At 59.6% G+C, this 14,489-nt stretch carries 11 protein-coding genes and 1 pseudogene; 9 read left to right on the top strand and 3 right to left on the bottom strand.

The window, feature by feature from the left end; translation table 11 throughout:
- The 5 genes from AC245Y_RS26925 to AC245Y_RS26905 all read left to right on the top strand — a co-directional run bounded on the left by AC245Y_RS26925 (window position 1) and on the right by AC245Y_RS26905 (window position 4,491).
- Entirely contained in the window at window positions 1-981 is a 981-nt protein-coding gene (locus tag AC245Y_RS26925; RefSeq protein WP_017996918.1) for a 3'-5' exonuclease, read from the top strand.
- Between the two features lie 180 nt (window positions 982-1,161).
- A complete protein-coding gene (locus AC245Y_RS26920; RefSeq protein ID WP_003594835.1) occupies window positions 1,162-1,308 on the top strand; it encodes a DUF1127 domain-containing protein in 147 nt (48 codons plus the stop codon).
- Between the two features lie 631 nt (window positions 1,309-1,939).
- The gene (gene kduI, locus AC245Y_RS26915) at window positions 1,940-2,776 is read left to right on the top strand and encodes a 5-dehydro-4-deoxy-D-glucuronate isomerase (RefSeq protein ID WP_017996919.1); all 837 of its coding nucleotides are present in this window, start codon (window positions 1,940-1,942) and stop codon (window positions 2,774-2,776) included.
- Window positions 2,773-3,537, top strand: coding sequence for a 2-dehydro-3-deoxy-D-gluconate 5-dehydrogenase KduD (gene kduD, locus AC245Y_RS26910; protein WP_017996920.1), 765 nt, complete (start codon window positions 2,773-2,775; stop codon window positions 3,535-3,537). The genes kduI and kduD overlap by 4 nt, the downstream gene beginning before the upstream one ends.
- 213 nt (window positions 3,538-3,750) lie before the next feature.
- Window positions 3,751-4,491 (top strand): FadR/GntR family transcriptional regulator, encoded by a 741-nt coding sequence (locus AC245Y_RS26905; RefSeq protein ID WP_012763187.1) that lies wholly within the window; start codon window positions 3,751-3,753, stop codon window positions 4,489-4,491.
- A 27-nt stretch (window positions 4,492-4,518) separates the two neighbouring features.
- On the opposite strand, the gene AC245Y_RS26900 is transcribed toward AC245Y_RS26905, so the two are convergent.
- Window positions 4,519-7,803 carry a GH36-type glycosyl hydrolase domain-containing protein gene (locus tag AC245Y_RS26900; protein ID WP_017996921.1) on the bottom strand — a complete coding sequence of 1,095 codons (3,285 nt, stop codon included), beginning with the start codon at window positions 7,801-7,803 and terminating at the stop codon, window positions 4,519-4,521.
- 341 nt (window positions 7,804-8,144) lie between these two features.
- Between AC245Y_RS26900 and AC245Y_RS26895 the strand changes: the two genes are divergently transcribed.
- From AC245Y_RS26895 to AC245Y_RS26880, 4 genes are all read left to right on the top strand, one after another.
- Window positions 8,145-8,813: a hypothetical protein gene (locus AC245Y_RS26895; RefSeq protein WP_017996922.1), complete on the top strand. Its 669-nt coding sequence runs from the start codon at window positions 8,145-8,147 to the stop codon at window positions 8,811-8,813.
- An 811-nt stretch (window positions 8,814-9,624) separates the two neighbouring features.
- On the top strand, window positions 9,625-10,413 hold the full coding sequence (locus tag AC245Y_RS26890) for a DNA polymerase III subunit epsilon (protein WP_012763190.1): 789 nt from the start codon (window positions 9,625-9,627) through the stop codon (window positions 10,411-10,413).
- A 48-nt stretch (window positions 10,414-10,461) separates the two neighbouring features.
- Window positions 10,462-10,722, top strand: a complete 261-nt coding sequence (locus AC245Y_RS26885) for a hypothetical protein (protein WP_012763191.1) — start codon at window positions 10,462-10,464, stop codon at window positions 10,720-10,722.
- A gap of 222 nt (window positions 10,723-10,944) precedes the next feature.
- Window positions 10,945-11,241 (top strand): PRC-barrel domain-containing protein, encoded by a 297-nt coding sequence (locus tag AC245Y_RS26880; RefSeq protein WP_012763192.1) that lies wholly within the window; start codon window positions 10,945-10,947, stop codon window positions 11,239-11,241.
- Window positions 11,242-11,346: 105 nt separating this feature from the next.
- On the opposite strand, the gene AC245Y_RS26875 is transcribed toward AC245Y_RS26880, so the two are convergent.
- The gene (locus AC245Y_RS26875) at window positions 11,347-12,888 is read right to left on the bottom strand and encodes a DHA2 family efflux MFS transporter permease subunit (protein WP_017996924.1); all 1,542 of its coding nucleotides are present in this window, start codon (window positions 12,886-12,888) and stop codon (window positions 11,347-11,349) included.
- A 237-nt stretch (window positions 12,889-13,125) separates the two neighbouring features.
- Window positions 13,126-14,020 (bottom strand): annotated as a pseudogene (locus AC245Y_RS26870) (flagellin N-terminal helical domain-containing protein).
- Window positions 14,021-14,489 lie beyond the last annotated feature (469 nt).

Here is a 14,489-nt window from a genome sequence, read left to right as displayed (position 1 = left end):
ATGAGCGTGCACAGAGATTCGCAACTCGACATGTTTGCCAAGGCATCGCCCGTGACGGCTAAGGCGCGCGGTCCAGCGCGCCGGCGGCCGTCGCAGCCGGTCGTCCACTCCGATGAGGACATGGCGCGGGCGCTCGAAGAGAGCGGCAACTATCGCATCTTGAGAAAGCTGGTCGCCCGCCCGATTGCGTCAGTCAAACGGCCCGGATTTTCGCGCCTTGGCGTCATTCTCGATACGGAGACCACCGGTCTCAACCACCGCAGCGACGAGATCATCGAAATCGGCGCCGTCGCCTTCACCTTCAACGATGATGGGGCGATCGGCGATATCGTCGGCATTTACGGCGGCCTGCAACAGCCGCCCCGGCCGATCCCGCCCGAGATCACCCGGCTGACGGGTATCACCGATGCGATGGTCGAAGGGCAGCTCATCGATATCCAGTCGCTGAGAACTCTGATCGAGCCGGCGGATCTGATCATCGCCCATAATGCCGGATTCGACCGGCCGTTCTGCGAGGCCTTCTCAGAGATTTTCACCGGCAAGGCCTGGGCATGCTCGGTTTCGGAGATCGACTGGAGCGCCCGCGGCTTCGAAGGCACGAAGCTCGGCTATCTCGTCGGCCAGGCCGGATATTTCCATGAAGGCCATCGTGCCGTAGACGACTGCCATGCGCTGCTGGAAATCCTCGATCGAGAGCAACACGACGGGGAAAGCCCGTTCACCGAGCTTTACCGCGCCAGCCAGCGCACGCGCATCCGCGTCTTTGCCGAACACAGCCCGTTCGAGATGAAGGATCATCTGAAGGCGAGGGGTTATCGCTGGTCGGACGGCAGCGACGGCCGCCTGAAGTCCTGGTGGATCGAAGTCGGCGAAGAGGATCTCAACGACGAGCTCTCCTATCTGCGCTCGGATATTTACCGATGGGCCGAAGCGGAGCCGCCGATGGTGCGGCTGACGGCCTTCGATCGTTTCAAACTCTGACCGCGAAGATCGGATCCTGATTGGCTGCTAGATATGGCGACCCATGCAACTGCCGCATAGGTGCAGTGATGCATTGGCGCTGCAATAATCGGATGCCCCATACTATATACAACTCATCGAAGCGAACAAAGCGCCAAGGACTGGCAGCTAAGCTTCGAAAGCCCACGAAAGGGGATCATCATGAACGTAGCACGCTCTTTCAACAACTGGCGCAAGTACCGTCAGACGGTCGCCGAACTGGGTCGTATGTCCGCACGCGAACTGGACGACCTCGGCATCGGCCGCGGCGACATCCGCAACGTCGCGCGCGCAGCCATCGCCCGCTAACGGCAGCTTAGACCAAGCATTTTCAAGACCATGTCAGCGCCTGCTTCTTCCCGAGCGGGCGCTTTGCTTTTGTGCTTCCGGCAAGGTGGAATCAAGGCGATCGAGCCTCCCGCTTTTCGCATAACGCATAGCTGCCCTGCAAAGAAATGCCTACCAACTGAGCAACAAATAAGTATGATTATTTCTATCGAAGCGATGCACCTCCTCCCGCATCCCTTCGATATACAGGCGCCCCATCCTCCTCCCAGGGTCGTCTGTGGAATGACAGCACTCCTCCTCCCAGCTGTCGTTCGGTTTTTTACGAAAGCCTGCCGCACCTCCTCCCGCGGCAGGCTTTTTCGTTTTGGGCGATAGCATTGCCGGATCGCGCCAAGAGCGACCGCCTGCGATCGATCCATCGCATGACGATGGTGTCATCACCTCCGGCGTTTTGCTCTTATTCCCAATTTTGCTTTCGTGCTCTTGCCGGCCCGTGCATCTCCTAAAGCGCGCACCGACAAAGCTGTTGACACCAAACTTGTCGTACAACTATGTAACCGGATGGATACCGCCGCAGCGGAATACGCCGGACAAGACCGGCTTGCGCAATAGCGACGACCCCTGGCGACAATGAAGCGGAAGGAAAATTGACATGCAGATCGACGTGAGGCACGCCTCCCATCCGGAGGCCGTGCGTGATTTCGACACGGAGACGCTGAGGCGTCAATTTCTGGTGGAAACCGTCTTCGCGAGCGGCGAGATCCGGCTCACCTACTCGCATTACGACCGGATGGTCATTGGCGGCGCGACGCCGATCGGCCCCGGGCTGACGCTGACGGCGCCGACAGCGATCGGACAGGAAACCTTCCTTGCCGAACGTGAACTGGGCGCTCTGAACATCGGCGGTGCCGGCCGCATCATCGTCGACGGCACGAATTACGATCTTGCCAAATATGATTGCCTCTATGTCGGCAAGGGTTCCAAGGACATCAGATTCGAGAGCACGGATACCGCCAATCCGGCAAAGTTCTATCTGGTCTCGACGCCAGCCCATCAAGCGCACCCGACCGTGTTGCTCACCCGCGAAAAGGCCCGTCACCTGACGCCGGGCGAAGCCGCGACGGCCAACAAGAGGTCGATCTACCAGTTCATCCATCCTGAGGTCTGCCAGTCCTGCCAACTCACTCTGGGCTTCACCATGATCGAGCCGGGCAGCGTCTGGAACACAATGCCGGCCCACACGCATGACCGCCGCATGGAAGCCTATCTCTATTTCGATCTCGAAGCAGAGCAGCGCGTCTTCCACTTCATGGGCGAGCCGCAGCAGACCCGGCATATGCTTGTCGCCAACGAACAGGCGGTCATCTCGCCGCCCTGGTCGATCCATTCGGGCGCCGGCACCAAGAATTACAGCTTCATCTGGGCGATGGCCGGCGACAATAAGAGCTTCACCGACATGGACCATATCGCCATTGCGGATCTGAGGTGAGCGTCGTGGCAAATCCCTTCGACCTTTCCGGCAGGACTGCCGTCGTCACCGGCGCCAATACTGGCCTCGGCCAGGCCATCGCGGCCGCACTGGCAGGAGCCGGTGCGTCGATCGTCGCCGTCGGGCGCTCCTCGATGGACGAAACCGAGGCGCTGGTGAAGGAAGCGGGAAGCCGCTTCCATGTCGTCAAGGCCGACCTTGCCAGCATCGAACCGGTCAAGGGAATCGTCACTGAGGCCATCCAGACCTTCGGCGGCCTCGACATCCTCGTCAACAATGCCGGCATCATCCGCCGCGCCGATGCGCTCGATTTCACCGAGGAAGACTGGGACGCGGTGATCGACGTCAATCTGAAGACCGCCTTCTTCCTGTCGCAGGCAGCCGGCCGCCATATGGTCGACCAGGGCAGGGGCAAGATCATCAACATCGCCTCGCTGCTCTCCTTCCAGGGCGGCATCCGGATTCCGTCCTATACCGCCTCGAAAAGCGGCCTCGCCGGACTGACCAAGCTGCTTGCCTGCGAATGGGCCGGCAAGGGCGTCAACGTCAACGCCATTGCCCCTGGCTACTTCGTCACCAACAACACCACGGCGCTGCGCGAGGATGCCGACCGCAATGCCGCCATCCTTTCCCGCATCCCGGCCGGGCGCTGGGGAACGCCGTCCGAACTCGGCGGTGCGGCGGTATTCCTGGCATCGTCGGCATCCGACTACGTGCATGGAACGGTGCTGCCCGTCGATGGCGGCTGGCTGGCGCGCTGATCGGTCTCACCAACCGATCACACCGAGAGCGCCTCGCGTCTTTTCAGACGCGCCAGGACGCTCTATCGCTTGATCTGCGCATAACCCCGAAAATCGATTTCGGATTTTCGGGATTGTGAGCGAGGGCCGCTGCCGACGCTCTCGACTTATATGTGGAATGCGAACAGGAAACGGGTCGGCGCAGCCGCCTCGACACCAGGATCTCGAAACAGGATGGCAGACAAGGACAACGCGGTCTTCAACACCATTCAGCAGGCGCCGAACCTGCGTAGCAACCTTGCCGATATGCTGACGGCGCAAATCGAGTCCGGCGACCTGAAGCCCGGCCAGCGCCTGCCGACCGAACAGGCGATCATGATTGCGACAGGCGTCAGCCGGACGATCGTTCGCGAAGCGCTCGCAGCGCTGCGCGCGAAGGGGCTGATCACCACGCGGCAAGGCCTTGGGGCTTTCGTCTCGAACGATCCGACGCCCCGATCCTTCTCCATCATTCCCAACGACCTGCAGTCGATCGACGAGGTTCTGCGCGTGCTGGAGCTGCGCATGGGGGTCGAATACGAAGCCGCCGGTCTTGCCGCGTTGCGGCGCACCCAGGAGGATATCGACCGCATGCAGGATCGTCTCGATGCCCTCGACAAGGCGCTTGAGGAGGGTGGATACGGCGCGCAAGAAGACTACGCCTTCCACAGGTCCATTCTGGTCGCGACGCAGAACTCCTATTACGGCCGTCTCTTCGATACGTTCGGGAACATCATGGTGCCACGGCAATGGGCGCGCCTGGACAAGATGACATCAGCCGAGCGCAAGCGCCACGCGGCGCGCATGCGCAGGGAACACCATGCCATATTCGCGGCGATCCGCGACCGCGACGAGCCCGCCGCGCGCCGCGCCATCCGAAGCCACCTGTCGAAGAGCGCCGCGCGCTTCGAAGAGTTGCGTGACGCTACCGCATAATGCCGCGGTGTATGAGGCGCGCCCGCTTCACACCTCAGGCTTCGGCTTCATCAGCCGGCGCCAGACGGCGTGGTCGGTTTGCAGATCGGCAGAGGCGTGGACCGCGGGAAGAAGCGGCTTGCGTTTGCGGCGGCCGAAGCGCCGTTTGAAGCCGAGGATATTTTCGACGAAGCTCCTGGTGTAAAGCCCGGGGCCGCTTGAATAGATCCGCCATCCGCCGTCGACGGCGATCTTTCCCGCCTTGACGCGCTCCCATTCGGCCGCTGCCTGATAACGGTCATGGAAAGCCGCATCGCTGCTGCTGAAATAGGTGTTGCGCTGGCGCAGTGATGCATGCGGCAACGCCGATGTGACCGAAATCGCGTTGACGACGGCGATCGCCTTCCAGAGCTCTTCCGCGTCGGCATCAAGCGCCAGCGTTTCGCAGTAGCGCAGATGCGCATGCACATACATCAGCCCGATCTCGCGGCCGAAGAAAGAGGAGGATTCGGCGCGGCGAAACAGCGTCTCGGGTCCGCCGGCATAGGTCGCGGGCTTCTCCATCAGTCGTACGCCGTCGGGAAAGAGCAGATGCTCTTCGATCAGCTTCATATGACCCTGTCTTTGAGCCGGCGTGAAGAGGCCGCCGAGCATCGCCTGCGTCATCGAGATCAGCGAAAAATGCAGGCCGGTGCGCCGGTCGCTCGGGTGCAGCAGCAATTCGACGCCGTCATGGCTGGGATCGAAGATACCGTAGCCGGCCACGACGCCGTCGCGCACGAGATGGCGGTTGAAATCCCGGCGCATCGCCGTTGCGATCTTCCTCAAGCCTTTCGCCTTGCCGCCATGGCCGAGGCGGCGCAGGATCGCCGAATAACGCACGATCTGCTCGTAGAGCAGGGCAACGGTCCAGCTGCTGACCATCCAGTCGCGCAGATGCGGATCGGCCGGCTGCAGAGAATCGTTCCAGTCTCCCTCGCCATAGCGGATCAGATGCGTTCCGGGGATGAAAGCTTCGCGAACGGTATCGAGCAGCTTCTCGACATGGATTGCGATAGTGTCGAGCTCCGCCCTGGCCATCGTCTTTTCATCGCGCCAGGAGACTTTCTCGTCGAGGATGGCGAGATCGCCGGTCGCTTCGATATAGTCGCAGAGCGCCTTCAGCGGCCAGACGACGATATCGCCGTGACTATCGCCCGCCCGGATGTTGGCATAGGGCTCCAGCATGAACCATTGCGGCCAGTCGCCTTTTCCCAGGTATTGTTCGCTGAAGACGGTTTTCAGCACCTGCTTGGCTTCGCGGTCATGCTCGTAGGCGAGCAGGAATTCTATCGGCCCCTGGCAGGCGTCGCGTGTGCCCCAGGCCGCACCCGTATATTGCTCGAGGCCGTGCGGCACGCTTAGATGCACGATTGCATCATGGGCGAGCCAGGGCAGCAGGGTCGTCTGCGCGGCAAGGTCGGGTGACGTGCTGGCGACCGTCAGGCCGCGCACGGTGTTCCGCCAGAATTTCGATGCCGGGGCAAGCATGGCTTCATCGGTGACGCCGGCCTGATAACGCTGCGCCAGGCGCTCGGCTTCCGCCGCATCTGTCATCGAGCCGACGACAGCGAACGACAGCGCCTGCGTCATCAGTGATCGTAGTGCCACGAAAGCGCCGTTGCGTGTTACCCCATCGCTGTAGAGCAGTTCGTCGCCGCCGATCTCTTCGATGGCATCGGGCGTCGAACTCACCAGCCAGTAGCCGGCGTCGGGATAACGCTCGCCCCAGAGCCAGGCCGGGTCCGGCCGGAAAAGAATGCGTTTGCCCGACGTATCGAATTCGATCTGCCCGCCCGCATCATATTCGCGCTCGCCGAGCACGACATGACCAAACACCAGGAAGCGGCACGGCTCGCCCTCGACGGAGACGGTCCACTGCATCGCCGCATCCTCGCCGGAGGCGACCGCCGACACGATGATCGTGCATTCAGGGAGGCGATAGATCCAGCGGCAATCGCTGAGCCCCATTTCGAAAGCCGACGGCACCGCCAGAAGCTGCCAGCCGGCGCCGACATCGGCCATGATGCGCAGCCCGCTGGCGCGGGTCAGATTGTAGGGGTCGCGGGAGACCGAAAAGAGCTTGTGAAAGGACGTATTGCCGATCGTCAGCTGGGCCGCGAAAATACCCTGCATCCAGCAGGTCGCGGCAAGCGTCCTATCGTCGAGCAGCATATTCTCACCGCTTCTGACGATCGCCCCGTGACGGCGCGCTACCAAGAGCTCCTTGTCGCGCAGGACCACATGGCGGTTCAAAACGCCGTCGGAGACGAAAAACGAAAGAAGCTTTCCGTCGACGCGCTCTTCCAGGCTCCGTTGCGGATAGAGCTGGCCGATCATTTTTTTATCCAGCGCCTCGGCCTTCAGCAAAGCAGCATCCTGGAGCAGGCTGCGGACCGGCGCGGCCTCGGCAATATCGGCCGCCGTCCCCTCTGTCGCCGCAAGCTCGTCAAGCCGTGAAAGGTCGGCATCGCTCGATGCCTCGGGATGATCCGCGGCGAAGACGGCAAAGAAGGTCGCGGTCGCACCGCTTGCCGGGACGGAAAGCGATTTTGACTGGATGGCGGGGCATGCCGTCTCCTGCTGGCGCCGTTTGCTCGGCAGGTTGGTGCCGAAGGGGCCGACCAACAAGTCGCCGAGACGGTCACTCGCCTGTACCAATTGGATCGCATCGGTGGCATAGGCAGCCGCCCCATCGAGGCAGCCCTGCACGAGCCAGGGGTTGCGAACACCCGACTGCTTGAGATTTTGCCGGTTCATTACGACAGAACCGAATGTCTCGTGATCGGCGATATGGTGATCGACATATTGCGAGGCATAGGCTTCGCTGTTCATCAGGAAGCCGCGATCGCCAAGACCGACGTCCTGGATCAGCACCAGATCGACCGGCAGCGTGCCATCCTTCAGATGCCGGATGGAAACACGCCAGAACCAGGCCGTTTCGGAGGGATGAAGCTCGAGGCGGACATTGTAGCCGATATCGCCGCTCTTGCCGCTCCAGGAGAGACTTGTCGCATCGTGCCCAAAGCTGCCATCGGCGAAAGACCCGACAAGCTCGACGACATCAGGTGCCGCACCACCGATACGCAGATAAAGGCGACTGACGCCGCCGGTCAGCGGCGAGCCCTGGATCTGGTTGATCTGCACCGATCCCTTGTCGTCGGCATATTCGATGGCAAACAGGGTGCCGTTCGGCAGCGCCGATATCGACAGGCCGGAACCGTTGCTGATCGTGAAGAGGCCAAGCTCGTCGCGTCGGGGCATTTGAAAACTGCGGTCAAGGTCCGTGGCCATTGAGATCTCGTCGATTGGCTTCAGAGGGGAATTGGAGGATGACGCAAAATGGTTGAGAGAAATCTTACCAACATCGCCGGTTCTCGATTTGGTCCTTGAAAGCCAGGCCAGTCGATATCACTTGATGTTCTAATTCGATAGTTGCAGCGATAGGTCATTGCCAAGGCCTCAAAGGAACAGTGGTCGCCGGTGACGAGGCGTCAGGTTGCCCGATGGCGCCATACCGGCGGGAACGGAGTTCCCTATCGTTTAAGTTCAAGGCAAACTGGGACGGAAACCGCTGATTCCGTCTGTGCGTGCTTCTTGATGCAACTCGCAGCTCCTATTCAACGAGGTGACTATTGACGCAGTTCTTCGAAACCACTCAAGGGATCATGGCAATGGGAGCGTTGATCGGCGCTGGCGGTTTAGCCGCTGGCTCCTTGCTTCCCATCGTCATTCGACTTGCGAAGTCTGGGATCAACCGGCGCCCGAAAGCCGAGGTTAGAAATCTGGCGATGCTGACGGTGCTGGCCCTAGACGATTTTGTCGGAGCCAGCTATGCGGCCGTTCACGACATGCCAGAATTCAATCCTATGGATGAAGGCCAATTCGCGTTTCACGTTCCCGATCCAACCCTTGCTCTTCCGCGTGACGCAAACTGGGGGCTTTTTAATACCGAGCTTTCAGAAGAAATTTTGTGGTTGTCGAACCGAGTGAAGACCCTTTCTTATGCGTTGGATAGCCTCGACCTTTCCAGGCCCGGATACGATGGCTTCTTTGAACGACGCCAAGAAGGTTATGCTGGTCTGGCCGCTGAAGCGATGGACATTATTGAGCGCATGCTTGAAGAGTTTGACCTCACCCTGCCTGGCAAGCCAGATTATTATCGCCAGCGGGAAGGTCTCGTTTCAGCTGTCCAAAAGGCTGGGGAAAACAACTCGCAGCGCCCAAAGGCTCGCACTGTCGCGCACCCGAGCGGGTCAAATGTGCTGCAACTGTTCCCAAAGGCGAACGACGACGCCGAGTAAAATCGAGCGAAATCGTCGAACCCGATCAAAGGCATCGCATCCTCACGCATGGCCTCTTCTCGAGTGGATGGCTCGTTCCATTGCGGCGTAGTCCGGCGCCAGATCGACGCCTTCTAAAAAGTTCAAGATCCAGGCGCGGTAGCAGCCTTCAAACACGGACTACTTTCGGCTAGATGGTCCGCCATTGCATAGCTGCGTTGCACAAAAAATGTTTTCCAACTGGTCAAAAAAGGAGCATAACGATCATAGCTGATGCAACACGACGGCTTTCCTCCCAGTTCCGTCGTTTCAGCTGTTCCCCTCTGGAGGTTTATATCTCCACAATTAATGGGCCACGGTTTACCGTCGGCCCTCTTTTTTTGTCTCCGAAAATCACGCGTTGCCGCCGGGTTTGATCGACCGGCCTCCCAATTCCCAGGCGCTGGCTTCGGTCCGCGATTGCAATGGAGAAAAACTTATAGGGCGCTCAACCCGTGTCCGGGGAGCGCCCTTTTTGTTGCTCAAAGCGCGAAAACCAACGAGTCGGCAGGCGATTTGAAGTGGCGCTGCAATACAGGCGTGACGCCGTCGCGTAAAGTCCCGATCTCTCAGGCCTGGTAAGTGGTCCCGGTTATTTTCCGGAACATTGGGCACAGTGACCTGCCGCTCGGAACATTCTCCAAATTGATCAGTGCTGGTGGCGGAGCAGGCCTCTTTTAGCCATGTCGCTCAGGTTAAGCACGTCGACCTTGTCGACAATCGTTAGCAAGCCCGTCGCATCGTGTCCGAGCGATATCTGGACTTTTACGGCATTCGGCCGAAATAGATAAATATGTTGATCGAGAGCAGTGGGATTCTATCAAAACCGGTAGATCATAAGTCTCGCATCCGGGTCGTTGACCTCGAAACAGCCGGGAATGGCCTGAATGATGTTTGCGAGGTCGGATGGCAGGACGTCGTGCTTGGCCATGACGGGGGATGGCAGGTTGACGAAGAGCGCGGATCATTGCTTATAAATCCAGGGCGACCGATCTCTCCTGAGACGATGGCAATACATCACATCGTGGACGCGGAGGTCGCGACGGCACCTTTTTGGAAAGAAATCGCCTCCAGCGTCTTACGGCCGGAAGGTGGAGTGATCGCACTGGCTGCACATCGGGCAAGTTTCGAGCAGCGCTACTGCACCCCCAGATTTACCGGCGGAGCGGCCTGGATATGTACGTGGAAATGCGCACTTCGGCTGTGGCCTGAACTGCCGAGGTTCTCCAACCAGATGCTCCGGTATCTGCGTATGCCCGAGGGACTGGTGCACGCGATTGGCCTTCCCGCCCATCGCGCAATGCCCGATGCATACGTAACCGCACACCATTTGCGGGACATGTTGAATGAATCCACCTTCGAGCAACTGGTGAAATGGAGCAGCGAGCCCGGTCTTTTGCCACGAGTACCTTCTGGCCCAGAGCGTGGCAAAAGCTGGGATCGGCTGGATATTGCGGCATTGCAGGCGTTTGCTCGCGATCGGGATGCCGACCTCCGCTTCAGCGCGGAGACGGAACTTCGCCGGCGAGGCGACGCGGACATGAAAGTAGCTGACGAAGCCGAGCAGGGAACACTGTTTTAGGAGTTCTTCGGCTCCTGCAGGGAAAAGGGACACAGCGGTGAGGGTTTGATGGCAGAACGAATGTCTGAACGCGCCAAGGGTGACATCGACGCCATTTTGGAACGGCTCTATCGGGTTTCCCCGGAGCTGGATAGAATTGCCGCCGATTGCGAGAGAGCTTTGCGGCTCAATGCTGAAGCAAGAGGCGATTACATTTCGCCACGAACCATGCAGGCATTTGCCGAAATGCGCGATGCCGTAAGCGCGCTGTATGGCTCGGCGCAGAACGCGATGAAGGAAGCCGACAGGTTCTTTAAGCCGAAATCATAGGTCAGTTTTCGCTCCAAATGCGCGATCGGGCCATGGGGCTCGGCACGGCTGATGATTTCAACCCATTCGCCAAGTTAACCGTTCATCTACAGGAGCTTAGACAACCAAGAGCGACAACGGTTCCCAAAGGCCGATAGCTCTTGAGCGTCAGCTTTTAGCCTCACGCAGGAACAAACAGCACCCCGGCGGCTTTCACATGGGCTCGAACGGAGGAGTTTGAAAATGGACCACAGCAAGCACGTGAGACTTGGCACCGACGAACTAACGCCCGCAGTCCTTGAAGGCGCTACTGTCTACGGCGCAGATGACGACAAGGTTGGAAGCGTGGACCACATGCACGGTTCAGGCAGCAGCGCAAATGTCGTCATCGACGTCGGTGGGTTTCTCGGCATTGGCGCGAAACCTGTTTCCGTGCCGATCAGCGATCTGGACTTCATGCGCGATGAAGATGGTGACGTTCACGCAGTTACGTCCTGGACAAAAGATCAGCTGAAAGACATGCCTGAGCATCGAGACTAACTCGCGGCGAGGAAGTTGAAAGCCCGATCTCAGCATCAGTCTCGGCTCCAGGTTTTTCAACAGCTTGGTTGATTCTGTTCAGAGCGGCCTCGTCAACCCCAGTTTTCACGTTGGCGTTGGCCGCCTGGCAAAGGGCACTGAGAGCAGGGCGCAGCCGGTCAGGACGGCAATCACCATCCAGGCTTCGTTGATGGCCTGGACGCTTGCCGCGGTCTGGACCAGCGGATCGAGCAGTGCCGTGGTATCCGCGTCGAAGCTGCCATTATGCCCCGCTATCGTCTGAAGAGGCGCGCCGACGAATGACGCAGCCTCGACGTCGCCGGCTTGAAGGCGGGTCCACAGGCCTTGTCCCAGCGGCTCCGAGCGCGTGTAGATGATCGTATCGATCAGAGCGATGCCGATGGCCCCGCCGAGATTGCGCATCAGGTTGAAAAGTCCGCTGGCATCGGGGATGCGCTCTGGCGGCAGTGTACCGAGCGCCAGCCGCGTCGGCGGCAGCAGGCAGAACATGATAGCGACGCCGCGCACCACCTGCGGCCAGAACATCGCGTCATAGTCCGAACGAGGATCCTGAAAAGCGCTCATCCCGACACCGATCGCAAAGAGAGCGAAACCGGCCGCCGACAGCAATCGCGCGTCCATCCGCTTCTCCAGCGCCACCGCGATCGGCGCCGTGATCAATTGCGCGATGCCGGTGACCAGCATCGTCATGCCAATTTCGAGGGCGTCGTGTCCCCTGATGAAAGCGAGATAGACCGGCATGAGATAGACCGAGCCGAACAGGCCGATGCCGAGCACAAAGCTCAAAACCGAGCCGACCAGAAAGTTCCGGTCGCCGAAATTGCCGAGATCGACGATCGGACGGCGTCGGCGCAGCGTTCGCCATATGAACGCGCCTCCCGATGTGAGGCAGATCGTCAGCAGACTGAGCACATAGGCCGAGGTCCAGCCGCTCGTCGGCGCCTCTTTCAGGCTGAGTTCCAGGGTCGTCAATGCGGTTGCCATCAGCAGAAGCGAGAGCGTGTCGAGATGCCCGAGTTCAGACGGATCGGGCGCCTGCCGCGGCAGGAACCACGCAGCGACGATTGCCGAAACGATGCCCGGAATAACGTTGATCAGGAACAGCCAGTGCCAGGAGTAGGTCTCAGTCAGCCATCCGCCGACGATCGGTCCGACGGTCGGGGCCAACACCGCGAGAACGCCGGCGATCGTCGTCGCAAGCGCCTGGCGCTCGTTCGGGAAGAGAATGAACACGGCTGAAAACACCGAGGGGATCAGGGTTCCGCCGGAAAAGCCCTGCAGCACCCGCCAGGCTACCAGCTCGCCGAAGCTGCCGCTCGCCGCACAGCCGGCCGAGGCGGCGACGAACAGGCTGATGGCGGTAACGAACAGCCATCGCATCGTCAGCAGTCGGGTCAGGAGGCCGGTGAGCGGAATCGCCACCACTTCGGCGATGAGATAAGCGGTCTGTATCCAGCTCATTTGATCGGGATCGATACCCAGCGCCGACTGAATGGTCGGCAGCGATGTCGCCACCACCTGAACGTCGAGGATCGCCATGAACATGCCGACGCACATCGCCATGAAGCCGAGCCAGACGATGGCGGGGGTTTCATCAGGGCGGGCAGATTCAAGTCGTTCCGACATGCGATGATCCGGCGCGCTGCATTCTCAGCCGAGGGTGCGAAGACTACTGCATAATTTCTTAAATCGGAATCAATCGAGAGTAAAATATGCGGCAATTCAAAGTGCTACAGCGCCGCGTTTGAAAGACCGCGGCGCTATTGGCATTTCCATCCCCAATTGCGATCGAGCCTGACCAGGTGGGTCAGGCTCGATCGTCTTTTCAACGGATTTGGTTCAGGCGTAATATATGTCAGGCGCTTAACTGCGGAAGAGCGACAGAATATTCTGCGACGACGAATTCGCGATCGATAGCGATTGGATCGCAAGCTGCTGTTGCGTTTGCAAGGCAGACCTCCTCCATGTCGGCGTCGACCAGCCGTCCCACGCCCGACTCGATTGAATCGGACAGCGCACCGACGAAGTCTTCCTGCAGTTCGATGCGCGTCGAGATCGAACCCAGCTGCGCACCGGCAGAGGTCATTGCCGACAGCGCCGATTCGATGGTTGACAGCGCCGACTGGATCTGACCGGTGGTGAAGTCGGTAATGTCGAGCGAATAGACGGAATCGCCATTTGCGTCCACCGTCCCGAGGATGCCGGACGCGGTATCGATCGTCCCGCTGCTCATGCCGAACAACACGTTGCCCGTGGAGCTGGTATCCAGAGCATAATCCGTCACTTTAACGGAAACGGCGCCGGAGCCATCGCGAACAAAGGACGACACGACGCTTTTCGTGCCGCTTTCGCCCGCGACCCAGTTCTCACCAGAGAACGACGCTGACTGGGCGATGCTGAGCAGCTGTTCCTGAAGCTGCGTGATTTCTTCCTGGACCTTGGATTTGTCGACACCGTCTTCCGTCGCTGCCACAAGCTTGGATTTGATCTCGTCGACGACATCGATCGCATTTTCCATGGCCGTATAGGCAGTATCGACCTTTGCTGCGCCGAGGCCAAGGGCGTCGGAGACGGCCGAAAGCGCCTTGTTGTCGGACCGCATCGTGGTCGCGATCGACCAGTAGGCGGCGTTGTCGGATGCGGTGTCGACCCGATAGCCGGTAGAAACGCTGTTCTGCGTCGTTTCGAGGTTGGAGTTGATGCTGCGCAGCGTCTGAAGGGCAGACATCGCTGAATTGTTCGTATTGATGCTCGTCATTGGAAGTTCGACCCGTCCATGAGTTGGATGTGTTGCATCCCGGGTGAATCCGGGCCGTGGCGAGCAGCCTCATGCTTATCGACCCGTGTTCGGAAAGGTCAATTCGCCATCGTTGAGTTAATTATGGTACTTAAAAGTACCTTAATAGTTAACGCGAAGGACGAGTCGACACTTTTTGCATGAATACGCCGCGAAGGCTCGGCTGCTTGATTTGACGGTCGTTTTTCGTGAGGGTCATGCCCAGACAATGTCTGCCGGGAGCCGGTCCGAAAGGCGCTTCAGAAATTTCCAACCGGCAATTGACGTCTCGGCGGGAAACTGACTATCAATCTTAAATCAATTTGATTGACTTCAAAACAACGGGCTCGCGGGCATGAGGTTGAGCAAGGCTGCACCGCGCCACTTCCATCGGAGCCACCTTCGCGGCAGCAACCGCCTCCGACCGGCTGGGCCTACGCGATCGTCGGCA

The organism is Rhizobium sp. SRDI943, assembly GCF_057653695.1.
Note: the sequence above shows the minus strand (reverse complement) of the source record. Positions and strands in the feature narration are given on the sequence as shown.

Coding starts and splice junctions, on each gene's coding strand:
- AC245Y_RS26905 (WP_012763187.1), top strand. CDS start 3,751: ATGGCAGACAAGGACAACGCGGTCTTCAACACCATTCAGCAGGCGCCG.
- AC245Y_RS26875 (WP_017996924.1), bottom strand. CDS start 12,888: ATGTCGGAACGACTTGAATCTGCCCGCCCTGATGAAACCCCCGCCATC.
- AC245Y_RS26900 (WP_017996921.1), bottom strand. CDS start 7,803: ATGGCCACGGACCTTGACCGCAGTTTTCAAATGCCCCGACGCGACGAG.
- kduI (WP_017996919.1), top strand. CDS start 1,940: ATGCAGATCGACGTGAGGCACGCCTCCCATCCGGAGGCCGTGCGTGAT.
- AC245Y_RS26885 (WP_012763191.1), top strand. CDS start 10,462: ATGGCAGAACGAATGTCTGAACGCGCCAAGGGTGACATCGACGCCATT.
- AC245Y_RS26920 (WP_003594835.1), top strand. CDS start 1,162: ATGAACGTAGCACGCTCTTTCAACAACTGGCGCAAGTACCGTCAGACG.
- AC245Y_RS26925 (WP_017996918.1), top strand. CDS start 1: ATGAGCGTGCACAGAGATTCGCAACTCGACATGTTTGCCAAGGCATCG.
- AC245Y_RS26890 (WP_012763190.1), top strand. CDS start 9,625: ATGTTGATCGAGAGCAGTGGGATTCTATCAAAACCGGTAGATCATAAG.
- AC245Y_RS26880 (WP_012763192.1), top strand. CDS start 10,945: ATGGACCACAGCAAGCACGTGAGACTTGGCACCGACGAACTAACGCCC.